13 protein-coding genes, 5 tRNA genes and 3 rRNA genes are annotated in these 24,100 nt (G+C 45.1%); 15 read left to right on the plus strand and 6 right to left on the minus strand.

Annotation, left to right across the window (positions count from 1 at the left end; all coding sequences use genetic code 11):
* Nucleotides 1-124: 124 nt before the first annotated feature.
* The 3 genes from mrcB to erpA form a co-directional block, all read right to left on the minus strand.
* On the minus strand, nt 125-2,515 hold the full coding sequence (mrcB, locus tag ASUC_RS05335; RefSeq protein WP_041834751.1) for a penicillin-binding protein 1B: 2,391 nt from the start codon (nt 2,513-2,515) through the stop codon (nt 125-127).
* A 135-nt stretch (nt 2,516-2,650) separates the two neighbouring features.
* On the minus strand, nt 2,651-3,019 hold the full coding sequence (locus ASUC_RS05340) for a YacL family protein (RefSeq protein WP_012072772.1): 369 nt from the start codon (nt 3,017-3,019) through the stop codon (nt 2,651-2,653).
* A gap of 18 nt (nt 3,020-3,037) precedes the next feature.
* Entirely contained in the window at nt 3,038-3,379 is a 342-nt protein-coding gene (gene erpA / locus ASUC_RS05345) for an iron-sulfur cluster insertion protein ErpA (RefSeq protein WP_012072773.1), read from the minus strand.
* 130 nt (nt 3,380-3,509) lie between these two features.
* On the opposite strand from erpA, the gene map reads away from it, so the two are divergent.
* Together map and glnD are read left to right on the plus strand one after the other, a co-directional pair.
* A complete protein-coding gene (gene map, locus ASUC_RS05350; protein WP_012072774.1) occupies nt 3,510-4,313 on the plus strand; it encodes a type I methionyl aminopeptidase in 804 nt (267 codons plus the stop codon).
* A gap of 53 nt (nt 4,314-4,366) precedes the next feature.
* Nucleotides 4,367-6,943: a bifunctional uridylyltransferase/uridylyl-removing protein GlnD gene (gene glnD, locus ASUC_RS05355; RefSeq protein WP_012072775.1), complete on the plus strand. Its 2,577-nt coding sequence runs from the start codon at nt 4,367-4,369 to the stop codon at nt 6,941-6,943.
* 13 nt (nt 6,944-6,956) lie between these two features.
* On the opposite strand, the gene cueR is transcribed toward glnD, so the two are convergent.
* A complete protein-coding gene (gene cueR / locus ASUC_RS05360) occupies nt 6,957-7,355 on the minus strand; it encodes a Cu(I)-responsive transcriptional regulator (RefSeq protein ID WP_012072776.1) in 399 nt (132 codons plus the stop codon).
* Nucleotides 7,356-7,455: 100 nt separating this feature from the next.
* Between cueR and ASUC_RS05365 the strand changes: the two genes are divergently transcribed.
* The 10 genes from ASUC_RS05365 to rrf all read left to right on the plus strand — a co-directional run bounded on the left by ASUC_RS05365 (nt 7,456) and on the right by rrf (nt 18,166).
* On the plus strand, nt 7,456-10,194 hold the full coding sequence (locus ASUC_RS05365) for a cation transporter (RefSeq protein WP_041834752.1): 2,739 nt from the start codon (nt 7,456-7,458) through the stop codon (nt 10,192-10,194).
* Nucleotides 10,195-10,316: 122 nt separating this feature from the next.
* On the plus strand, nt 10,317-12,251 hold the full coding sequence (locus tag ASUC_RS05370; RefSeq protein ID WP_012072778.1) for an ABC transporter ATP-binding protein: 1,935 nt from the start codon (nt 10,317-10,319) through the stop codon (nt 12,249-12,251).
* A 139-nt stretch (nt 12,252-12,390) separates the two neighbouring features.
* Nucleotides 12,391-12,467: transfer RNA gene (locus tag ASUC_RS05375), tRNA-Arg, on the plus strand.
* Nucleotides 12,468-12,496: 29 nt separating this feature from the next.
* Nucleotides 12,497-12,572: transfer RNA gene (locus ASUC_RS05380), tRNA-His, on the plus strand.
* A gap of 21 nt (nt 12,573-12,593) precedes the next feature.
* Nucleotides 12,594-12,670 (plus strand) — tRNA-Pro (locus tag ASUC_RS05385).
* A 139-nt stretch (nt 12,671-12,809) separates the two neighbouring features.
* A 16S ribosomal RNA gene (locus tag ASUC_RS05390) occupies nt 12,810-14,352 on the plus strand.
* Between the two features lie 82 nt (nt 14,353-14,434).
* Nucleotides 14,435-14,511, plus strand: a tRNA-Ile gene (locus tag ASUC_RS05395).
* A gap of 70 nt (nt 14,512-14,581) precedes the next feature.
* Nucleotides 14,582-14,657 (plus strand) — tRNA-Ala (locus tag ASUC_RS05400).
* A 292-nt stretch (nt 14,658-14,949) separates the two neighbouring features.
* Nucleotides 14,950-17,948 (plus strand): 23S ribosomal RNA (locus ASUC_RS05405).
* Nucleotides 17,949-18,050: 102 nt separating this feature from the next.
* Nucleotides 18,051-18,166 (plus strand): 5S ribosomal RNA (rrf, locus tag ASUC_RS05410).
* Together the 16S, 23S and 5S rRNA genes with 5 tRNA genes alongside form the textbook arrangement of a ribosomal RNA operon.
* Nucleotides 18,167-18,558: 392 nt before the next feature.
* On the opposite strand, the gene purU is transcribed toward rrf, so the two are convergent.
* Nucleotides 18,559-19,398, minus strand: coding sequence for a formyltetrahydrofolate deformylase (gene purU, locus ASUC_RS05415; RefSeq protein ID WP_041834753.1), 840 nt, complete (start codon nt 19,396-19,398; stop codon nt 18,559-18,561).
* 77 nt (nt 19,399-19,475) lie between these two features.
* Entirely contained in the window at nt 19,476-19,874 is a 399-nt protein-coding gene (locus tag ASUC_RS05420) for an H-NS family histone-like protein (protein WP_172435807.1), read from the minus strand.
* A gap of 181 nt (nt 19,875-20,055) precedes the next feature.
* Here ASUC_RS05420 and ASUC_RS05425 point away from each other — a divergent pair, with 181 nt between their 5' ends.
* The 3 genes from ASUC_RS05425 to ilvN all read left to right on the plus strand — a co-directional run bounded on the left by ASUC_RS05425 (nt 20,056) and on the right by ilvN (nt 24,050).
* Nucleotides 20,056-21,585: a Na+/H+ antiporter NhaC family protein gene (locus ASUC_RS05425; RefSeq protein WP_041834618.1), complete on the plus strand. Its 1,530-nt coding sequence runs from the start codon at nt 20,056-20,058 to the stop codon at nt 21,583-21,585.
* 244 nt (nt 21,586-21,829) lie between these two features.
* A complete protein-coding gene (locus ASUC_RS05430; RefSeq protein WP_012072782.1) occupies nt 21,830-23,548 on the plus strand; it encodes an acetolactate synthase 3 large subunit in 1,719 nt (572 codons plus the stop codon).
* Between the two features lie 10 nt (nt 23,549-23,558).
* Nucleotides 23,559-24,050, plus strand: coding sequence for an acetolactate synthase small subunit (ilvN, locus tag ASUC_RS05435; protein ID WP_012072783.1), 492 nt, complete (start codon nt 23,559-23,561; stop codon nt 24,048-24,050).
* Nucleotides 24,051-24,100 lie beyond the last annotated feature (50 nt).

Consider the following 24,100-nt stretch of genomic DNA (forward strand, 5'->3'; position numbering starts at 1 on the left):
TTTTTTGCCTGTTTTTTATGGCGGCGGGAATTGATTTTATAAGAGGTTTGCGGGCATAAAAATGCGGTCGGATTTGACCGCACTTTGGATGGGCTTTCATCGAATGATTTGACAAGCAGACGGATTAACCCGCCGGTTTGGCATCTTCAATCGGAACATATTGCGGAGCGACGGGTTGTGCGGGTTGTACGATAATCGGAGCGGCACCGCCCGGTTGAGCCTCTACCACTGCCGGTCTGGCACTAATGCAAAAATTCTGGTTTTTATCCGCCCAAACCGGAATATTTCTGACGGGGCTATAACAATCCCAGCCGCCGTAGCTGTTAATTCCTACCCATTTTATGTCGTTAGGTTTGTTTGGTTTTAGCGGTATTGCCTCGGTACGTTTTAAATAATCTTTATATAAGTATAATGCACCGCTGGCGCCGGTAAGTTTAGTTTCGCCGTTGTCATCGCGTCCCAGCCAAATCGTCGTGACATTTTCACCGTCGATACCGACGAACCAGGTATCGCGCGCATCATTGGTAGTACCGGTTTTCCCCGCCAGATGCAGGTTCGCATGGTCTTTCTGTAAACTGCGGCCGGTACCGCGCTCCACTACTTGTTGCATAGCGTAAAGGGTTTGGAACGCCGCTTCGGCAGGCACGACCTGTTCCGCTTCGGTGTTGTGTCGATAAATAACGTTACCTTGGCGATCGTTAATACTTTCAATGGTAGAAAGCGGAATCTTTCCGCCGTTGTTGGCGATAACCTGATAAAGTTTCGTCACGTCGTAAGGCGAGATGGAATATGAGCCGAGCAACATAGAGGGTACGCGGGGAATTTTTACTTTATCCCAGCCCATTGCCTGTTGGGTTTCGATGACTTTTTTCAAACCGACTTTCATCCCTAGATTTACAGTCGGAATATTAAGAGAGCGTGCCAGCGCGTCAACCATCAGGACGGAACCGCCGTAATGTTTGTCATAATTACGGGGTTGCCAAGGCGGACTGCCTTTTACATTAATCGTAATCGGACGATTGTTTAACGGCGTATTTAAGCGGAAAGATTCCGGTTGCGTAAGTGCGGTTAAATAAACGGATGGTTTTACCAACGAACCGATTTGTCGCTGTGCCATAGTGGCGCGGTTAAAACCCGCATAATTAGTTTGGGTGCCACCCACTATGGCGCGGATTTCACCTTTTTTATAATCGGCAATGACGATTGCGGACTGTAATGCCGAATTTTTAGTACGTAACTGTAATTCCGCAGTGGCGTTGATTACGCTTTGTTCGGCATAGCTTTGCTGTTTCGGATCCAATGTACTGAAAATTCGCGCACCTTGTAAGCGGCCTTCACGGTTCTCGCCCAGATTCGCCCGTAATTCCGTCTGCATTGCCTGAATGAATGCAGGATAACGGCGAGCGATTTTTCCTCGATCTTGTACGCCAAGAGGACGTTTGCTGAGCGTATCGTACAATTCCTGGTCGATCATTCGGTGTTCCAGCATTAAACGCAGTACGACATTGCGCCGTTCGACGGCATTGTTCGGATTACGCCAAGGATTATACAACGACGGACCTTTTACCATGCCCACCAAAAGTGCGATTTGATCCAGTTTTATTTCACGAACCGGTAATCCGAAATAAAAATGGCTTGCCAATTCGAAACCGTGTACTTGCGAATCACCGTTTTGTCCGAGATAAACTTCGTTCAAATAGGTTTCAAGGATGGTATTTTTGTCATAACGTAAATCCAGCATAATCGCCATAAAGGCTTCGTTGATTTTACGGCTGAGAGACCGTTCGTTGGTTAAGAATAGATTTTTCACTAACTGTTGGGTTAGCGTACTGCCGCCTTGAACGGTATGACCGGCACGGAAATTTGTGTACATGGCACGTGCGATTCCCAGCGGACTGACGCCGCCGTGTTCATAAAAACGCCGGTCTTCGGTGAGGAGCAGCGTGTCAATTAACAAGCGCGGGTAATTTTGCAGCGGTATTGCCAAGCGTTCTTCTTTTTCTTGTTCCGATTGCAGCATAGCGATTAATTTCGGTGCCAGGCGGAATTCGTCGATAGCTTTCAGATTGATTAAATCTTCAATGACCGCCAATTTATTATTGCCGTCGAAACGCAAACGGAAAACCCGTTGTGCTTCGGGATGCTCGGGAAAAGGAAAGGCGCGTCGTAGCAATACGATGGTATTGTCTTCTATTTTGAAATCACCCGGTGCGGCGACCAGTGTGGTTTGGCGGTAATCGTTATCAAGTAAGAGCCGTTTGATTTGCTCAAGCGTCAGTCTGTCCGCCAAACGGATGCTCTGAATCCGGCTGTATACTTCGGCAGGTAAACGCCAGACTTGTCCGTCCATTTTGGAACGGATTTGCCCGTCTAAATAAATGCCGTAAAACGCAAATAATACTGCGCCGGTAAATGCGACTTTTAAGGCGGTCATTTTTCGGCTTTTTCTCCAAGACGTTGTGTTTTTTGCGTTGTCGTTAGGCTTTTTAGGATTATTTTGTTTTTCGTCTGCCATGTTTAATGCCATTTTTAACGTTCATTTTTCTCAGGAACGAAAGAATTTTAGCATATTATTCTAAAAAACAAGTAAAAAAATAACCGCACTTTGTTAATGGGCGGGGCGGTTATCGGGATGAGTAAAGCGGATGGGCTATCGAATAAAGTCCTGATAAGAACGTAAGAAATGTTCGAAATCTTCTAAACCGCAAAATGCGATACTTTCCGCATCGTAATAATGGAAATTCTGCTCCAATTCCCGTTCTTGGTTATCTGCAATGCAGAGATTGTTCGCTTTTATAACGACTTCATCGGCACGAATAAACAGACTGTATTCCGTGCCGATGAGGCGGGTTTCCTGGGCACCGTTATAATTTTTTGCTTTTACGGTTTCCGCCAGTGCGGTAGAAATTAATGGGGAATTTAACCGCACTTCGGTGTTGAACCAATTCGCCAGCGCAATATGTTCCATAGAACATTGCGCCACAATATGGCCTTGCAGGGAGGTAAATCGGAAATCCATCGGGTAACTGACGAACGATTAAATACTGAAAGACGAACCGCAACCGCAGGTGCTGGATGCGTTCGGATTTTGCACCACGAAACGTGAACCTTCCAAACCTTCGGTGTAATCTACCGTACCGCCGATTAAATATTGCAGGCTCATAGGATCGATAACCAATTGAACGCCGGCATTTTCTACGGTTAAATCGCCTTCATTGACTTTTTCGTCAAAGGTGAAACCGTATTGGAAGCCGCTGCAACCACCGCCTGTAATGTAAACGCGTAATTTTAGATTCGGATTTTCTTCGTCGGTAATTAAACTTTTTACTTTATTGGCCGCTGCGTCAGTAAAGGTGAGCGGCACCGAAATATCTGTCATAATCGCTTTCCTACTTTCTACTCAAAAAATTAATCCGTGTATTATCTAATAACCGACTGATTCGTTCAAGGATATTTTCACTCGTGTCCGTTTAGTGCTATGATACGCGCGATATTTTTAGGAGATAATTATGGCTATTCCATTAAGAACAGAAGAAGAATTGGCAAAAATCCGTATTGCCTGCAAATTGGCGTCGGATGTATTGGTAATGATTGAAGAGCACATTAAAGAAGGAATTACCACCGGTGAGCTGGATCGCATTTGTCATGAATATATCGAAAAGGTACAGGGCGGTAAACCCGCGAATGTGGGTTATCACGGTTTTAAACACGCCACTTGCATTTCATTAAACGAAGTGGTGTGTCACGGTATTCCGAGTTTTGAGAAAAAACTGAAAAAAGGCGATATTTTGAATCTTGATGTTACTGTAATTAAAGACGGTTATTACGGCGATAATTCTAAAATGTATGTCGTGGGGGAACCCGGCACGCGCGACAAGCGTTTGTGCGAGGTGACGCAGGAATGTTTGTATCAAGGCATTCGCGCAGTAAAACCGGGTGTTCGCTTAAATTCCATCGGCAAGGCTATTCAGGAGTATGCGGAGAAAGAAGGTTTTAGCGTAGTACGCGAATATTGCGGTCACGGTATTGGCGATGTGTATCATGCGGAACCGCAAGTGCTGCATTATTATGCGGACGATGGCGGTGTGATTTTACGCAAAGGCATGGTCTTCACTATTGAACCGATGATTAACGCCGGCAAAAAGGAAGTGCGCCTGATGGGGGACGGTTGGACGGTTAAAACCAAAGATCGCAGCCATTCCGCACAATACGAACATGAAATCGTCGTCACGGACGACGGTTGCGAAGTGATGACGATTCGTGAAGAGGAAGAAAAAGAAGGTCGCATTTCCCGTTTCATGGTAAATGCGTAATAACATTTGAGGCGGACTTACGGGTTCGCCTTTTTGTATTCAGGTGAACGTCCATGGTTTCATTCAGTCCGAACGACATTAAATCCAAACTCCGGCGCTTAAAACAAGCGGAATTCGAACATTTTCTACAAACGGATGTGAATGAGCTCATTCGCCGGCGCACGGCATTTTATGACGATTTATTGCTTCATCTTTGGCAGCAATTCGAATTGGCTCAAGCGAATGTTTCCTTGATTGCGGTGGGCGGTTACGGACGCAAAGAAATGTTTCCGTTGTCGGACTTGGATTTTTTGATTTTAAGCGAACAGAAAAATTCGCCGGAAGTCGAACGGAGGATTACCGATTTTATTCAGTTTTTATGGGATTGCGGCTTTGATGTAGGCGCGAGCGTGCGGACTTTGGCGGAATGCGGCAGCGAAGGAAGAGCGGATATTACTATCGCTACCAATTTATTGGAAAGCCGTCTGCTGATAGGTAACGAAAAAACCTTTCAAAAACTGACCGCACTTTTAAGTCAACCTGATTTTTGGAATCGTGAGGCTTTTTTTAACGCGAAGGTGCAGGAAAAAACCGAACGTTACGCCCGTTATCATAACACCAGCTATAATCTGGAACCTGACATTAAGTACAGTCCGGGCGGTTTACGCGATTTGCATTTTATTTACTGGATTGCCCTTCGACACAATAATACTTTAACGCTGGAAGAAATTTTACAGTCGGGGTTTATTTATCCGGAAGAATACGAGATGCTGCAGCAAAGTCAGCAATTCTTGTTTAAGGTACGCTTCGCCCTGCATTTGATTCTGAAGCGTTATGATAACCGCTTGCTGTTCGAGCGTCAGATTAAAGTCGCCGAATTACTGGATTTCCACGGGGAAGGTAATCAAGGCGTCGAACAGATGATGAAACGTTTTTTTCGGGCTTTGAGATATATTTCCGGTCTGAGCGATATTTTAACCCGCCATTATCGCGAACATTTTCTGCAAGATAAAAGTGCGGCGGACATTCAACAGATTTTTTTAGATCGCCATTTTTTGTTACAAAATAACGAAATTCAGCTGATGCAACAGGATATTTTTGAGCGGGAACCTGAGGTGATGTTGGATTTGTTTTATCATTTAACCGCTTATCCCCATGCGGAAATTCATTCGGATACCTTGCGCAAATTGTATATTGCGTTGCGTCAGCAGCAAACGCCGTTGTGCGAACTGCCCGCAGCCCGGGAAAAATTTCTGCGCCTGTTCGGTCAACCGAAAGCTGTTGCCCGTGCTTTGGTGCCTATGCATCAATACGGCGTATTGACGGCGTATATCCCGCAATGGAAAGCCATTGTCGGATTAATGCAGTTTGATCTGTTTCACGCTTACACGGTGGACGAGCACACGATTCGCGTGTTGTTACACTTGGAAAGTTTTCTTGATGAAAAAACGCGGGATATTCATCCCATTTGTTGCGCCGTTTTTTCGCAAAATTCCGACCGCACTTTACTGTATATTACAGCGTTGTTTCATGATATCGCCAAAGGGCGTGGCGGCGATCATGCGGTACTTGGCGCACAGGATATGGTATCTTTCGCTACTCTGCACGGTTTCGACGGACGGGAAATCGAGACTATGTGCTGGCTGGTGAAAAAACATTTGTTGATGTCCGTCACGGCACAACGACGCGACATTCATGATCCGGAAGTGGTTATGGCGTTTGCGGAAGAAGTGCACAATACCGTGCGGTTGGATTTGCTGATTTGTTTGACCGTAGCGGATATTTGCGCCACCAATTCTAATTTGTGGAACGATTGGAAACGCGCGTTGTTCGCCACACTTTATCAATATACCCGCCAACAATTCGAACAAGGTATGGATCAATTACTCGACAGCGAAGAACAGGCGGAAAAAAATAAACGGCAGGCGTTGGCGATTTTACAAAACCAAGGCTTTTTAGAGGATGTCGGGCCGTTGTGGGCACGTTGTCCGGACGATTATTTCCTGCGCAGTACACCGAAAGAATTGGCATGGCATGCGACGTTATTGACGGATTTTCAGGGCGATATGCTGGTGAAAATCAGTAACCGATTTTCACAGGGCGGAACGGAAGTGTTCTTGTACTGTCGGGATCAAGCGCAGCTTTTCCATAAAGTCGTCACCACTATCGGTGCCAAAAAACTCAGTATTCACAGTGCACAAATCAGTACGAGTCTGGACGGTTACGTACTGGATACTTTCGTGGTAACGGAACTGAACGGCGCGTTACTGAAAAGCGATCGCCGTCGCGAGCTGGAAAGAGCCATTACCGAAGCGTTAACTTACGCTGAAAATTTGAAACGAGCCACTTTGCATAATCATAAATTACAGCCGTTCCATGTGAAAACCGAGGTACGTTTCTTAAATACGGAAAAAGAGACGCACACGGAAATGGAGTTGGTTGCGCTGGATAAAGCCGGTTTATTGGCGGAAGTCAGTCAAATTTTCGGTGATCTGAATTTAAATTTGCTGAACGCTAAAATTACCACTACGGGCGAAAAAGCGGAAGACTTTTTCAGGCTGACCAATTTGCAGAATCAGGCTTTGACGGAAAGCGAACGCCATGAGTTGGAAGTGCGGTTAAAAAGTCGGTTAAATTTACCAGGCGATTAAGAACAGTAACGGTTTAACCGCAATGAGGACAAGACAACCCATTGATAATCGGGCAGTTTTCAGAATCGTCTCCCGGACATTGCTGTGCCAGACTCATTAGTTTTTCACGCATAAATTGTAACTGCCGAATCTGCGTATCGATCTCTGCAATTCGCGTCATTGTCCGCGCTTTGACGTCCGCGCTACGGCGGTGCGGATTTTTGTATAATTCCAGCAGCTCTTTGCAAACAGGCAATGAAAATCCTACCTGACGCGCTTGATGAATCAACGTCAGTTCTTCAATATGGCTTGCATTATATTGTCGATAACCGTTTACGCCGCGGGTTGGCGGTGTGATGAGCCCTTTTTCTTCATAGAAACGAATGGATTTTTGCGTAAGCTGAGTTTTCTGAGCAACTTCTGTAATGTTCATAATTTTTTATCTGAATTTGATCGGGATTTAGAAAATATATTGACTTTACCCTTACGTCAAGGTTTATCTTATGATCACTGAAAAAAGTCAGGAGAACGGTATGACAACAATTTTAGCGCTCGGCGATCTTTCTTGCGGGCATTGTATTAAAGCGGTTAAAACGGCATTGGAAAAAATCAACGGTGTGGAAACGGCGGAAGTGACCTTGCATTTCGCTAAAGTAGCGGGTGATGTGGCACCGGATATTTTGATTAAAGCCGTGGCGGACGCCGGCTATCAGGCGAAACCGGTTGAACCGGATTTCACCTTGGCGTTAAACGGATTAAATTGCGGACATTGTATTAAGTCCACCGAAAAAGCATTAAGTGCGGTGGAAAATGTCGAAGTTTTTGATGTCAGCAAAACCATGGCGAAAATTTATGGCGCAGCGGATCCGCAAACGGCGATTCGGGCTATCGTGGAGGCAGGCTTTGCGGCATCGCTTGAAAATATCCCCCAAAAGTCTGAAAAGGTGGCGATTGATGAGGTAAAGATTGACCGACGCCCAAAGCCTGAACAACCGTCACAATTGGCAGAAACGGCCGAATCAGTGACGGTTGCGTTATCTTCGGAGGCGGCGTTTTCCGGTGAGCAAACCACGTTATTATTAAGCGGTTTAAGTTGCGCAGCCTGTGTGTTGAAAGTGGAACGGGCATTACAGGCAGTGCCAAACGTTCAAACAGCCCGGGTGAATCTCGCGGAACAGACGGCTTTTGTGACGGGGAATGTTTCGCCGGAATCTTTAATTGATGCGGTTATTCAAGCCGGTTACGGAGCGGAATTGATTGAGGATGAAAAAAAACGTCGCGATAAACAGCGTTTGCAAACGGAGCATGAAATCCGGCAACGGAAATGGCAGGCGATTGTAGCGTTGATTATGGGGTTCGGTTTGCTTTTCTGGGGACTGGCCGGCGGACAAATGCAAGTGACCGCCGAAAATCGCAATAACTGGATATGGATTGGTATAATTTCTTTAATCGTGATGTTTTTCACCGGCGGACATTTTTATCAACGGGCATTGAAGAGTTTTACCAACAAAACCGCAACCATGGATACGTTGGTGGCATTGGGAACAGGTGCCGCCTGGCTTTATTCCATGACGGTGACTCTGGCGCCGGATTTTTTCCCCGAAACCGCACATCATTTGTACTTTGAAAGCAGCACGATGATTATCGGCCTGATCAATGTAGGGAAAATGTTGGAAGCAAAGGCTAAACAGCGTTCTTCCAAAGCCTTGGAACGATTGCTGGATCTCACCCCGAAAACCGCATTAATCGTAGAAGAAGCGGGCGAACGTGAAATTCCTTTAACCCGGGTTCAACGAGGTATGACTTTACGGTTGAAAACCGGAAACCGCGTTTCTGTGGATGGTATTATTACCCGAGGCGAAGCCTGGTTGGACGAAAGCATGCTTACCGGCGAACCTTTACCGGTACATAAACAAGAAGGCGATAGAATCAGTGCCGGCACTTTAGTGACGGACGGTTCGGTGTTATTTCAGGCGGAACAAGTCGGCAATAAAACCACATTGGCGAATATTATTCGCTTGGTACGACAGGCACAAAGCAGCAAACCGCAAATCGGCCAGCTGGCGGATCGCATTGCCGCCGTATTCGTACCGATAGTGATAGCCATTGCGTTTATTTCCGCCGTGATTTGGTATGCGGTAACGAAAGAAATTTCTTATTCTTTCGTAGTATTAACGACGGTTCTGATTATTGCCTGTCCTTGCGCGTTGGGACTGGCGACACCGATGTCGATTATCGCCGGTGTGGGGCGGGCGGCGGAATTAGGCGTATTAGTGCGGGATGCCGACGCCTTACAAAAAGCGGCGGACGCCGATACGGTAGTGTTCGATAAAACAGGCACGCTGACAAAAGGTGAGCCCAAAGTGACCGCACTTTATACGTTTAATGGATTTAATAGCCAAAGTGCGGTGCAATTTGCGGCAGATTTAGAACAGGGTTCGAACCATCCGTTAGCCAAAGCGGTTATAGCGTACGCCTCTGATTTACAGATTTCACCGCAAGCGGTAACGGATTTCCGCACTTTAAATGGCTTGGGGGTGACGGCAACGGTTCATAATAAATCTGTTTTATTGGGAAATCGTGCGTTGTTAGAACAGCATTCAATTGTTATTGCAGAAGCCGAATCTCTGTTCCGACAGGAAAGCGAAAAAGGCGCTACCGTGGTGTTTTTGGCAGCAGAACGGCGGTTAGCGGCAATGTTTGTGATTCGCGATCCGTTACGCGACGACACGGTGGCGGCGTTATCCCGTTTACATCGTCAGGGTTATCGTTTGGTCATGTTAACCGGCGATCAGGAAAAAACGGCGCAGGCTATTGCCCAGGAAGCCGGTATTGATCAGGTTATTGCCGGAGTGTTGCCGGAAGGTAAGGCGCAAGCCATTCAACAACTGCAGGGACAGGGCAAAAAAATCGTGATGGTGGGGGATGGCATTAACGACGCTCCTGCACTGGCCCAAGCCAATGTCGGTATCGCTATGGGATCCGGTTCTGACGTAGCGATTGAAACGGCGGAATTAACGCTTATGCGCCACAGTATTCATGGGGTCGCCGATGCCTTGAGTTTGTCCAAAGGCACTTTACGTAACATGAAGCAGAATCTGTTTTTTGCCTTTATCTATAATAGTCTGGGCATTCCGTTGGCGGCCGGTATTTTTTATCCGTTTCTCGGTGTGCTGTTGAATCCGATGGTAGGCGGCGCGGCAATGGCGTGTTCATCCATTACCGTCGCCACCAATGCCAACCGGTTATTAAAATTTATGCCGGAAGCCTAAACGGCGCGTAAAATTTAAAATACGATAAGTGCGGTCAAAAAATGATAAAGATTTTGACCGCACTTTTGTTTGAAAAATGCTAAAATCCTTCGAAATTATGTTTTACTCGGAATTTTTCTTTTATGGCACTGATTAGCTTAACCAACGGATATCTTTCTTTTAGCGACGCCCCTCTGTTAGACCACGCCGATTTACATATCGAACCGAACGAACGGGTTTGCTTGGTCGGTCGTAACGGTGCCGGCAAATCCACCTTGTTAAAGATTTTATCCGGTGATGTAGTAATGGACGATGGCAAACTGCTGTTTGAAAAAGATTTGGTAATTTCTCGCTTAGAACAGGATCCGCCTCGTCATGCGGAAGGAAATGTGTTTGATTATGTGGCGGAGGGCATCGGTCACCTGGCGGATTTATTGAAAGAGTATCATCGAATTTCGGTACGGTTGGAAACCCAATATGACGAAGCCGTGCTGAACCGGCTTTCGCAAGTGCAGGCAAAACTGGAACATGAAAATGGTTGGCAGTTTGAAAATAAAATTAAGGATGTTTTGGGCAAATTGGAATTAAACGCGGATACGCCGCTTTCCGAATTATCCGGCGGTTGGCTACGTAAAGCGGCGTTAGCGAGAGCGTTGGTGCGCGCGCCCGATATTTTACTGCTGGACGAACCGACCAACCACTTGGATGTGGATGCCATTGAATGGCTGGAAGAGTTTCTGCTGGGGTTTAGCGGCAGCATTGTGTTTATTTCGCACGACCGTTCTTTTATCAAAAAAATGGCGACCCGAATTGTAGATTTGGATCGCGGGCATTTGGTGTCATATCCGGGCGATTATGAAACTTATCTCACTGCAAAAGCAGAAAATTTGCGGGTAGAAGTCTTGCAAAACGAGTTATTCGATAAAAAATTAGCACAAGAAGAAGTGTGGATTCGACAGGGTATTAAAGCACGACGTACCCGTAACGAAGGCCGTGTACGCGCGTTGAAAGCATTACGTGAAGCACGTCGGCAACGCCGTGATGTACCGGGTTCGGTAAAACTGCAGTTGGATTCTTCAAGCCGTTCGGGAAAAATTGTGTTTGAAGTGGAAGATGCGGGTTATGAAATTGAAGATAAAACCTTGCTTTCTCGTTTTAGTACCACAATTTTGCGCGGCGATAAAATTGCTTTGGTAGGACCTAACGGTTGCGGGAAAACTACTTTTATTAAACTATTATTAGGTCAACTGAAACCAACTTCGGGGTCTATTCGTTGCGGAACAAAATTAGATATTGCGTATTTTGATCAATATCGAGTGGATTTAGATCCGGAAAAAACCGTGATGGATAATGTAGCGGACGGTAAACAGGATATTGAAATTAATGGTGTAAAACGTCATGTATTGGGGTATTTACAGGATTTCCTGTTTCCGCCGAAACGAGCGATGATTCCGGTCAAAGCATTGTCCGGCGGTGAACGTAATCGTCTGTTATTGGCAAAATTATTATTGAAACCGAATAACCTGCTTATTTTGGATGAGCCGACCAATGATTTGGATGTGGAAACCCTTGAATTACTAGAAGAAATTTTAGCGGATTACCAAGGAACGTTAATTATTGTCAGCCATGATCGTCAGTTCATTGATAATGTGGCAACAGAATGTTATATATTCGAAGGAAACGGTGTAGTAAATAAATATGTCGGCGGTTTTTTTGATGCCAAACAGCAACAGGCAAATGTGTTGGCTCAAAAGCGCTCGGAAGCTCAGTCTAAGCAGAAAAGAGTCACGGAAAGTGCGGTCGAAATTAAACCGGTTTTTCAACCTGAGCGTCAACGAGCGGTGAAACTCTCGTATAAAGAACAGCGAGAACTGGAACAATTACCTCAGTTATTAGAACAATTAGAAGAAAAATTAACCGCACTGCAGAATGAAGTAAACAACCCTGAATTTTTCCAACAATCACATGAATATACGACGACAAAATTACAGGAATTAACCGAACAAGAACGGGAATTAGAATTGGCGTTTGAACGTTGGGAACTGTTAGAAGAAAAGAAAAATCAAAGTATGAGCTAAAGTTTAACCAAAAAGTTATTGAATATTAAACAATTTGAATAAATAAGCAACAAAAGAACATAAATGTTTAATTTTTTCAAAAAAACGCTAGACAAGCATAACGAAAATCCTTAATATACGCCCCGCAACGACGCATAGAGCGCTCGTAGCTCAGTTGGATAGAGCGTTGGCCTCCGGAGCCAAAGGTCGCAAGTTCGAATCTTGTCGAGCGCGCCAGAGTCAGCGTATATGCAATAAAATCAATGGTGGCTATAGCTCAGTTGGTAGAGCCCTGGATTGTGATTCCAGTTGTCGTGAGTTCGAGTCTCATTAGCCACCCCATCTTATTTATTAAGATTCCGACGGCGAGTAGCGCAGCTTGGTAGCGCAACTGGTTTGGGACCAGTGGGTCGTAGGTTCAAATCCTATCTCGCCGACCAATTTTGCTCTTTAACAATTTATCAGACAATCTGTGTGGGCACCGGAAAGATTCGTTTAGAAAAAATAAATGAAGACTTAAGGTGCTGACCGAAGTTAATACATTAATGAATGTCAGTATATTGAGCGAAAAAACTTTTTGAACTGAAGAGTTTGATCATGGCTCAGATTGAACGCTGGCGGCAGGCTTAACACATGCAAGTCGAACGGTAACGGGTGGAAAGCTTGCTTTCCATGCTGACGAGTGGCGGACGGGTGAGTAATGCTTGGGGATCTGGCTTATGGAGGGGGATAACGACGGGAAACTGTCGCTAATACCGCGTAATGTCTAAGGACTAAAGGGTGGGATTTTCGGACCGCCCGCCATAAGATGAGCCCAAGTGGGATTAGGTAGTTGGTGGGGTAAAGGCCTACCAAGCCGACGATCTCTAGCTGGTCTGAGAGGATGACCAGCCACACTGGAACTGAGACACGGTCCAGACTCCTACGGGAGGCAGCAGTGGGGAATATTGCGCAATGGGGGCAACCCTGACGCAGCCATGCCGCGTGAATGAAGAAGGCCTTCGGGTTGTAAAGTTCTTTCGGTGGTGAGGAAGGCGAATAAGTTAACAGCTTATTCGATTGACGTTAGCCACAGAAGAAGCACCGGCTAACTCCGTGCCAGCAGCCGCGGTAATACGGAGGGTGCGAGCGTTAATCGGAATAACTGGGCGTAAAGGGCACGCAGGCGGCTATTTAAGTGAGATGTGAAATCCCCGGGCTTAACCTGGGAACTGCATTTCAGACTGGGTAGCTAGAGTACTTTAGGGAGGGGTAGAATTCCACGTGTAGCGGTGAAATGCGTAGAGATGTGGAGGAATACCGAAGGCGAAGGCAGCCCCTTGGGAACGTACTGACGCTCATGTGCGAAAGCGTGGGGAGCAAACAGGATTAGATACCCTGGTAGTCCACGCTGTAAACGCTGTCGATTTGGGGATTGGGCGATAAGCCTGGTGCCCGAAGCTAACGTGATAAATCGACCGCCTGGGGAGTACGGCCGCAAGGTTAAAACTCAAATGAATTGACGGGGGCCCGCACAAGCGGTGGAGCATGTGGTTTAATTCGATGCAACGCGAAGAACCTTACCTACTCTTGACATCCTCAGAATCCGGTAGAGATATCGGAGTGCCTTCGGGAACTGAGAGACAGGTGCTGCATGGCTGTCGTCAGCTCGTGTTGTGAAATGTTGGGTTAAGTCCCGCAACGAGCGCAACCCTTATCCTTTGTTGCCAGCATGTAGAGATGGGAACTCAAAGGAGACTGCCGGTGATAAACCGGAGGAAGGTGGGGATGACGTCAAGTCATCATGGCCCTTACGAGTAGGGCTACACACGTGCTACAATGGCGTATACAGAGGGAAACGAGCCTGCGAGGGGGAGTGAATCTCAGAAAGTGCGTCGTAGTCCGGATTGGAGTCTGCAACTCGACTCCATGAAGTCGGAATCGCTAGTAATCGCGAATCAGCATGTCGCGGTGAATACGTTCCCGGGCCTTGTACACACCGCCCGTCACACCATGGGAGTGGGTTGTACCAGAAGTAGATAGCTTAACCGAAAGGGGGGCGTTTACCACGGTATGATTCATGACTGGGGTGAAGTCGTAACAAGGTAACCGTAGGGGAACCTGCGGTTGGATCACCTCCTTACTAAAGAACGGATTACCGGTGTTCACACAGATTGTTTGATAGAAGAAAGCAAAGCGAACGTGTATTAACGCGACGTCCTTTTGGGTCTGTAGCTCAGGTGGTTAGAGCGCACCCCTGATAAGGGTGAGGTCGGTGGTTCAAGTCCACTCAGACCCACCACTCATACGAGTGGCAAGCCGAATGATGAGTGAAAAGCGAAAGGGTAAATGACAAGCGTAGTTGTGATAACGGGGATATAGCTCAGCTGGGAGAGCGCCTGCCTTGCACGCAGGAGGTCAGCGGTTCGATCCCGCTTATCTCCACCAATCATCATGACTAAGTAAATAAAGCGTTAAATAAAGACAGCCTTATAAAAGAAGGCTCGACGGCATTTGGACGTACTTTGTTTATTTAGTCATGATGATAGTCGAAAGACATAATCGTTGTTCTTTAAAAAATTGGAAACAAGCTGAAAAACTGAAGAGATTTTCGAAAGAAAGTCTGAGTAGTAAAAATCTTGACTGAACAAAAGCAGTCAAGTGTTTAGTTTAAAAAACCGACTTCAAATTGAAGGCACTTTCTTGCAAAAGACAGTAAAGAGAACATTTGAGGTTGTATAGTTAAGCGACTAAGCGTACAGGGCGGATGCCTTGGCAATCAGAGGCGAAGAAGGACGTGCTAATCTGCGAAAAGCTCGGATGAGCCGATAAGAGGCGTTTAATCCGAGATGTCCGAATGGGGAAACCCGATGGATGAAGAATCCATCATTTCATTATGAATCCATAGTAATGAAAGGCGAACCGGGAGAACTGAAACATCTAAGTACCCCGAGGAAAAGAAATCAACCGAGATTCCGTGAGTAGCGGCGAGCGAAAGCGGAGCAGCCGGTCAGTGATAGCGGCATAGACAGAGGAATTGGCTGGGAAGCCAAGCGACAGAGGGTGACAGCCCCGTACTCGAAGTCTGAGCGGTGGTACTGAGCTGACGAGAAGTAGGGCGGGACACGAGGAATCCTGTCTGAAGAAGGGGGGCCCATCCTCCAAGGCTAAATACTCCTGATTGACCGATAGTGAACCAGTACCGTGAGGGAAAGGCGAAAAGAACCCCGGCGAGGGGAGTGAAAGAGAACCTGAAACCCTGTACGTACAAGCAGTGGGAGCCCCATCACTTAATCCAATTGGAAAGTGATGGAAATTAACCGCACGTTAATGATGGTAAGACGAGCGAAGCGAGTCAAACCTTCAAAAGAAGCAGTGGGATTAAGTGATGGGGTGACTGCGTACCTTTTGTATAATGGGTCAGCGACTTATATTTTGTAGCGAGGTTAACCGCATAGGGGAGCCGAAGGGAAACCGAGTCTTAACTGGGCGTGGAGTTGCAAGGTATAGACCCGAAACCCGGTGATCTAGCCATGGGCAGGTTGAAGGTTGGGTAACACTAACTGGAGGACCGAACCGACTAATGTTGAAAAATTAGCGGATGACCTGTGGCTGGGGGTGAAAGGCCAATCAAACCGGGAGATAGCTGGTTCTCCCCGAAATCTATTTAGGTAGAGCCTTGAGCGGACACCTTCGGGGGTAGAGCACTGTTTCGGCTAGGGGTCCATCCCGGATTACCAACCCGATGCAAACTGCGAATACCGAAGAGTGATACTCAGGAGACACACGGCGGGTGCTAACGTCCGTCGTGGAGAGGGAAACAACCCAGACCGCCAGCTAAGGTCCCGAAGTACTAGTTAAGTGGGAAACGAAGTGGGAAGGCTTAGACAGCTAGGATGTTGGCTTAGAAGCAGCCATCATTTAAAGAAAGCGTAATAGCTCACTAGTCGAGTCGGCCTGCGCGGAAGATGTAACGGGGCTAAAACTAGTCACCGAAGCTGCGGCATCAATGGAGACATTGTTGGGTAGGGGAGCGTTGTGTAAGCGGAAGAAGGTGAGTCGAGAGGCTTGCTGGACGTATCACAAGTGCGAATGCTGACATAAGTAACGATAAAACGGGTGAAAAACCCGTTCGCCGGAAGACCAAGGGTTCCTGTCCAACGTTAATCGGGGCAGGGTGAGTCGGCCCCTAAGGCGAGGCTGAAAAGCGTAGTCGATGGGAAACGGGTTAATATTCCCGTACTTGGATAAACTGCGATGCGGGGACGGAGAAGGTTAGGTTATCAGACGGTTGGATGTCTGTTTAAGCCGGTAGGTGGAGAGTTTAGGCAAATCCGGACTCTTTAATAACACCGAGAAGTGATGACGAGGCTCTAAGGAGCCGAAGTAACCGATACCATGCTTCCAGGAAAAGCCGCTAAGCTTCAGGTTTATCTGAACCGTACTATAAACCGACACAGGTGGTCAGGTAGAGAATACTCAGGCGCTTGAGAGAACTCGGGTGAAGGAACTAGGCAAAATAGCACCGTAACTTCGGGAGAAGGTGCGCCGGGATAAATTGTAGAGATAGACTCTTGAAGGTTGAACCGGTCGAAGTGACCCGCTGGCTGCAACTGTTTATTAAAAACACAGCACTCTGCAAACACGAAAGTGGAAGTATAGGGTGTGATGCCTGCCCGGTGCCGGAAGGTTAATTGATGGTGTAATCGCAAGAGAAGCACCTGATCGAAGCCCCGGTAAACGGCGGCCGTAACTATAACGGTCCTAAGGTAGCGAAATTCCTTGTCGGGTAAGTTCCGACCTGCACGAATGGCATAATGATGGCCAGGCTGTCTCCACCCGAGACTCAGTGAAATTGAAATCGCCGTGAAGATGCGGTGTACCCGCGGCTAGACGGAAAGACCCCGTGAACCTTTACTATAGCTTGACACTGAACCTTGAATTTTGATGTGTAGGATAGGTGGGAGGCATTGAAGCGGTCACGCCAGTGACAGTGGAGCCATTCTTGAAATACCACCCTTTAACGTTTGATGTTCTAACGAGGAGTGAAAACACGCTCTCGGACAGTGTCTGGTGGGTAGTTTGACTGGGGCGGTCTCCTCCCAAAGAGTAACGGAGGAGCACGAAGGTTTGCTAATGACGGTCGGACATCGTCAGGTTAGCGCAATGGTAAAAGCAAGCTTAACTGCGAGACGGACAAGTCGAGCAGGTGCGAAAGCAGGTCATAGTGATCCGGTGGTTCTGAATGGAAGGGCCATCGCTCAACGGATAAAAGGTACTCCGGGGATAACAGGCTGATACCGCCCAAGAGTTCATATCGACGGCGGTGTTTGGCACCTCGATGTCGGCTCATCACATCCTGGGGCTGAAGTAGGTCCCAAGGGTATGGCTGTTCGCCATTTAAAGTGGTACGCGAGCTGGGTTTAGAACGTCGTGAGACAGTTCGGTCCCTATCTGCCGTGGGCGCAGGAGAATTGAAAGGGGCTGCTCCTAGTACGAGAGGACCGGAGTGGACGCATCCCTGGTGTTCCGGTTGTGTCGCCAGACGCATTGCCGGGTAGCTACATGCGGGAGAGATAAGTGCTGAAAGCATCTAAGCACGAAACTTGCCTTAAGATGAGTTCTCCCAGACTTTAGGTCTGTAAGGGTTGTTGTAGACGACGACGTAGATAGGTGGGATGTGTAAGCGTTGCGAGACGTTGAGCTAACCCATACTAATTGCCCGAGAGGCTTAACTATACAACGCTCAAATGTTTTCGGCTTGTTTCGAATTTTAAAGGAAGCGGCGCGGGCTATCGAGAGGTAGAGGCGTTGCGGATAAGCGGAGAACAACAGAATTATCTTGGCGGCGACAGTGCGGTGGTCCCACCTGACCCCATGCCGAACTCAGAAGTGAAACGCCGTAATGCCGATGGTAGTGTGGGATATTCCCATGTGAGAGTAGGGCACCGCCAGGTAGCGATAAAGAAACCCCGGTTCAGAAATGAGCCGGGGTTTTTGGGTTTTTTATAATACGGAACGCATCGCTTGTTGAAAAATAGCGTGACAGTTTTTTCTTAAAACGCTCTAAGAATTTAACGTGAATAATAGCGAGTCTCTTTATATCAAGGATAACAATTTTTTATTTTCTCGACGGCTGAAATTCTCTGACGGGTTAATTCATTTCGGATTTCTGTTTTTTTAAATCCCGCACTCACAATATTTTTAACATCAATTGTCATTGCTTTTTGATATAACCCCAAGAAGATGACACTATAGTAGATAAAATAGTTGACCAAAGGTATTAAAGCCTAAAAAAAGCTGTGATCAAACTTGATCGACAGCATTTAGTTGTGTACTTACAGGCTTTTCAAAGAATAATAGTTTTATTTTGATAGACAAATAAATGATCATGCAATGCTAAGTCTAAAGCACGGCTTAAAACCGTTTTTTCCACGTCACGACCTGCTTTCATCATTGATTCAGCTGAGTATGTATGGTCTACATCGATAACATTTTGCATGATAATCGGCCCCTCATCTAGCTCATTATTAATGAAATGTGCAGTTGCACCGATAATTTTTACCCCTCTATCGTAGGCGCGTTTATATGGATTGGCACCGATAAAGGCCGGTAAGAATGAGTGATGAATATTAATTACCCGATTAGGATAGCGTGCGACAAATTCAGGATTGAGTATACGCATATATTTAGCTAATACAATAATATCAGGGTTATATTGGTCGATAGTTTTCGCTAACATTTTATCATGTTTGATACGCGTTAGCCCTTCATGACTGACACAATGAAATGGAATATCGAAACGTTCTACAAGTGTGCGTAAATTATCATGATTACCTATAACGGCAGCAATTTCTACATCTAATCCGCCATCATAAGTTTTCATTAAAATATCCCCTAAACAATGTGCTTCTTTCGTAACTAAAATAACAACTTTTTTACGGCAATCGGCATTAATTAAGCGACAATTTGTTCCTTTGGGTAAACTAAAATTTAAATCTTCGAGTAATACTTCGTCATTAAAAATACCTTGTAATTCGGTACGCATAAAAAAATGCTTAGTTTCAAAATCTACAAATTCATTATTGTGTAAGATATTCAATTGATGTTTATAACAAATATTTGTAATTTTTGCGATTAAGCCTTTATCGTCAGGACAGTCTGTTAGTAAAATCTTATTTTCAATCATTGTTGTATTTAGTTTAGTTATTTCAAAACAAGGAAAACCCATATATTATTCATTCATATATGGGTTTTTATAATTTATTAAATTGCAAACGAAGCAAGTGATTTACCGGCATTTAATGCGTCTTGAATAGGTTTAGGTTTGCGGCCTTGACCGCTCCAGGTTTTGGTTTCACCTTTCTCATCAATATATTTATATTTAGCCGGCATAGGTTGGCGGATTTTACGGGCTTTTGATTCCGTTGGGGTTAATCCTAATTCAGCTAAACTAATTCCGTTTTCTTTTAACTCTTCTTTATATTTTTCAATTAATGCCTGACGCGCTTCTTGTTCGGCAATTAATGCCGCATTTTTTTCTCTTTTTTCTGCAATAATTTGAGTTAATTTTTTTAATGCTTCTTCCGATTTTTCCAAACCCAACTCATTGACGGCAGCACGCAATGTTCGGATATTATTTAAACCTTTACTAAAAGACATAATATTCTCCAAAATGTATTTTTTACAAGAGTGTTGTTACTGATTTCAAATAATAAGAAAAATATGATTTAAAGTAAATTATTTTTTTCTATGCAGGATTAGTATGATTTTGGGTTGGTTTTTTTGTGATCTTGTTGTAATCTTCTTTTTTATCTTTTTATTTAAAATAACACTAGGGAATTACATGGAAATCACTGATTTTTCTGCGTCAATATGGTCAATTTTACCACCGCTTCTTGCATTGAGTTTGGCTATCCTTACACGCAAAGTATTAATATCGCTTAGCGTCGGTATTGTTGTTGGAGCTTTAATGTTGACTGACGGTCATATTGGTATGGCAATAACTTATTTGGCAGATCGAATTTTAGCATTGATTTACAATGTGGAAGAACACATATTAAACGATAGCAACTTAAGTATTATTCTGTTTTTATTATTACTTGGAATTTTGACCGCACTTTTAAGCGTATCCGGCAGTAATCAAGCTTTTGCCGAGTGGGCGCAAAAGCATATCAAAGATCGTCGGGGCGCAAAAATTATGGCGGCGTGTTTAGTCTTCGTCACATTTATTGACGATTATTTCCATAGTCTGGCGGTAGGTGCTATTGCCCGTCCGGTAACCGATAAATTCCACGTATCCCGTCCTAAGCTTGCCTATATTTTAGATTCAACAGCTGCGCCAATGTGTGTGATGATGCCGGTTTCCAGTTGGGGGGCTTATATCATGACATTAATTGCCGGGCTATTGGCTGAACATGCTATTACGGGGTATACCCCGTTCAGTGCATTTATGACTATGAGCGCTATGAATTTCTATGCTATTTTTTCTATAGTGACGGTATTTATTGTGGCGTATTTTTCTTTTGATATCGGACCGATGGCGCGCCATGAAAAACTGGCAATGGAACAGATGAATCATGAACAAAATACGCAAAATGAAACTAAAGGGCATGTCCGTAATTTGATTTTACCGATTTTAGCACTGATTATCGGTACGGTTTCTATGATGATGTACACTGGAAATCAAGCGCTGAGTGCTGATGGTAAAGCGTTTAGCGTGTTAGGTGCGTTTGAAAATACTTCCGTGGGGATTTCGCTTGTAGCCGGCGGTATAAGTGCGGTCATTATTTCCACTGTTTTGATTATGATTGATCGCCTGACAACACCTTCCGATTATGCTAAGTCCTGGTTGCTTGGGATGAAATCAATGTTAGGAGCGATTGCGATTTTATTCTTTGCCTGGACGATCAATAAAGTTGTAGGCGATATGCAAACGGGTAAATATCTCTCCGGTTTGATTTCAGGTAATCTTAACCCGGCATTTCTACCGCCGTTATTATTTATTCTTGGTGCGCTGATGGCGTTTTCAACCGGAACAAGTTGGGGAACTTTCGGGATTATGCTGCCTATCGCTGCGGCAATAGCGACAAATGCGGCACCTGAATTATTGTTACCTTGTTTGTCCGCAGTCATGGCCGGTGCGGTTTGTGGCGATCATTGTTCGCCGGTTTCGGATACAACCATTCTTTCTTCCACCGGTGCGAAGTGTAATCATATTGATCACGTTACCACTCAGCTGCCTTACGCATTGATTATTGCGCTGGCAAGTATGTCGGGTTATCTCGTAGTGGGATTTACTAAATTGGGGACATTAGGTTTTGCGACAACCGGTGGGATTTTGTTAATTTTAATTTTATTGACTAAAAAGCGGTAGTAAATGTGATCTGAATCACATTTTTAAACAAAAAATTTTATTTTGTGTAATTTATAAAATGCGGCATAAAGTCGCATTTTTTTGTATTTTCAGGGTATGTTTTTTATTTTCGTCTGAATATTTTGTTATTTTTGGTTTTTTATACTTTAAATTTAATTATTTTAATAATAAAAACTATTAGACAAAGTGTTTTGAATCAGTAAACTAGCCTCATCAGCAATCTAAAGTAATAATGGAGAAGACAATGAAAAAACTATCAGGCGCAGAAATGGTTGTACAGTCATTGCGTGATCAAGGGGTTAAATATTTATTTGGTTATCCGGGTGGTTCCGTTTTGGATATTTATGATGCCATCCATACTCTTGGCGGTATTGAACATGTGCTTGTACGTCATGAACAGGCCGCCGTTCATATGGCGGACGGTTACGCCCGTTCTACCGGTGAAGTAGGTTGCGTACTGGTGACATCCGGACCGGGTTCGACTAATGCTGTCACCGGGATTGCCACGGCCTATGCTGATTCTGTTCCGTTAGTTATTCTCACCGGTCAGGTACCTTCTAATTTAATCGGTACCGATGCGTTTCAGGAATGCGACACTATCGGGATTACCCGTCCGGTGGTCAAACACAGTTTTATTATTCGTGATCCGGCAGAAATTCCGGCAACCATTAAAAAAGCGTTCTATATAGCGTCCACAGGACGTCCGGGACCGGTGGTGATTGATATTCCGAAAGATATGGTCAACCCGGCGAATAAATTTACTTATGAATATCCAAGCGAAGTTTCCATGCGTTCTTATAACCCGAACGTTCAAGGACATAAAGGACAAATTAAAAAAGCATTAAAAGCCTTACTGGTTGCGAAAAAACCGGTACTATTCATTGGCGGCGGCGTGATCATTGATAACTGCAGCGAAAAAGTTACACAATTTGCCAAACTATTGAATTTACCGGTAACGGCTTCTTTAATGGGGTTGGGCGGTTTCCCGGGTACGGACAAACAATGGCTGGGTATGCTGGGTATGCACGGCACCTTTGAGGCCAATACCGCTATGCACAACGCTGATTTGATTTTAGGTGTGGGCGTTCGTTTTGATGACAGAACGACCAATAATCTGGCTAAATATTGCCCGCATGCCAAAGTAATTCATATTGATATTGATCCGACTTCAATTTCAAAAAATGTTTCCGCTTCAATTCCGATTGTCGGTAGTGTAGATAATGTATTTACCGAATTTTTATCTTTATTACAAGATGAAAATTTAATGAAATCGCAGTCTGATTTAACCGATTGGTGGAAACGGATTGATGAATGGAAAGCGAAAAAATGCTTGGAATTTGACCGCACTTCTGCAGATATTAAACCGCAGGCTGTCGTTGAAATGATTTACCGTTTAACGAACGGTGATGCATATATTGCCTCGGATGTGGGACAACACCAAATGTTTACGGCGTTACATCATCCGTTTGATAAACCGCGTCGCTGGATTAATTCCGGTGGTGCGGGTACCATGGGGTTCGGCCTGCCGGCGGCTATCGGTGTGAAATTCGCTCATCCGGAACATACGGTGGTTTGCGTTACCGGTGACGGTTCCATTCAAATGAATATTCAGGAATTATCTACGGCAATGCAGTACAATATTCCGATTGTTATCGTCAGCCTGAATAACCGTTTCCTTGGTATGGTAAAACAGTGGCAGGATTTGATTTATGCCGGCCGTCACTCGCAGGTTTACATGAATTCTTTGCCGGATTTCGCTAAATTAGCGGAAGCTTACGGACACGTCGGAATTCAAATTGACACAGCCGATGAATTGGAAGAAAAATTAACTCAGGCATTCTCGATTAAAGATCGTCTGGTTTTCGTAGATGTACGTGTTGACGCGACGGAAAACGTATATCCAATGCAGATTCGTGGCGGCGCCATGGATGAAATGTTATTAGGCAAACCGGAAGCAAAATAAGGAGTACAAAATGCGTAGAATTTTATCTGTATTATTAGAGAACGAAACAGGTGCATTATCTCGTGTTGTCGCCTTATTCTCACAACGTGCCTTTAATATTGAAAGTTTAACGGTTGCACCGACGGATGATCCGACGCTTTCCCGTATGACGATTGAAGCGTCCGGCGACGAACAGGTGTTGGAACAGATTGAAAAACAATTACATAAACTGGTTGATGTCTTTAAGGTGATTAGTTTAAGTGATTGTGATCACGTGGAACGAGAAGTCATGTTGTTGAAATTACGCGCAACAGGCGCAACACGTGATGAAATTAAGCGTTTGACCGATATTTTTCGCGGCCAGATCGTGGATGTCACTACCAAGTCCTACACTATTCAATTAGCCGGGACAAAAGATAAATTGGATGCTTTTGTCAGTGCGGTGAAAGAAGAAACCGGTATTCTGGAAATTGTCCGTTCCGGCTTGATTAGCCTTTCTCGTGGCGAAAAAAATATGTTATAATTTCTTATCATTAACGTTCGGGGGAGTATTTCCCCCTTCTTTTTTATTTG

The organism is Actinobacillus succinogenes 130Z (assembly GCF_000017245.1).
GTDB lineage: Bacteria > Pseudomonadota > Gammaproteobacteria > Enterobacterales > Pasteurellaceae > Exercitatus > Exercitatus succinogenes.

Coding starts and splice junctions, on each gene's coding strand:
- ASUC_RS05370 (WP_012072778.1), top strand. CDS start 10,317: ATGGCACTGATTAGCTTAACCAACGGATATCTTTCTTTTAGCGACGCC.
- ilvN (WP_012072783.1), top strand. CDS start 23,559: ATGCGTAGAATTTTATCTGTATTATTAGAGAACGAAACAGGTGCATTA.
- ASUC_RS05365 (WP_041834752.1), top strand. CDS start 7,456: ATGACAACAATTTTAGCGCTCGGCGATCTTTCTTGCGGGCATTGTATT.
- glnD (WP_012072775.1), top strand. CDS start 4,367: ATGGTTTCATTCAGTCCGAACGACATTAAATCCAAACTCCGGCGCTTA.
- erpA (WP_012072773.1), bottom strand. CDS start 3,379: ATGACAGATATTTCGGTGCCGCTCACCTTTACTGACGCAGCGGCCAAT.
- cueR (WP_012072776.1), bottom strand. CDS start 7,355: ATGAACATTACAGAAGTTGCTCAGAAAACTCAGCTTACGCAAAAATCC.
- ASUC_RS05430 (WP_012072782.1), top strand. CDS start 21,830: ATGAAAAAACTATCAGGCGCAGAAATGGTTGTACAGTCATTGCGTGAT.
- mrcB (WP_041834751.1), bottom strand. CDS start 2,515: ATGGCAGACGAAAAACAAAATAATCCTAAAAAGCCTAACGACAACGCA.
- ASUC_RS05340 (WP_012072772.1), bottom strand. CDS start 3,019: ATGGATTTCCGATTTACCTCCCTGCAAGGCCATATTGTGGCGCAATGT.
- ASUC_RS05425 (WP_041834618.1), top strand. CDS start 20,056: ATGGAAATCACTGATTTTTCTGCGTCAATATGGTCAATTTTACCACCG.
- map (WP_012072774.1), top strand. CDS start 3,510: ATGGCTATTCCATTAAGAACAGAAGAAGAATTGGCAAAAATCCGTATT.
- purU (WP_041834753.1), bottom strand. CDS start 19,398: ATGATTGAAAATAAGATTTTACTAACAGACTGTCCTGACGATAAAGGC.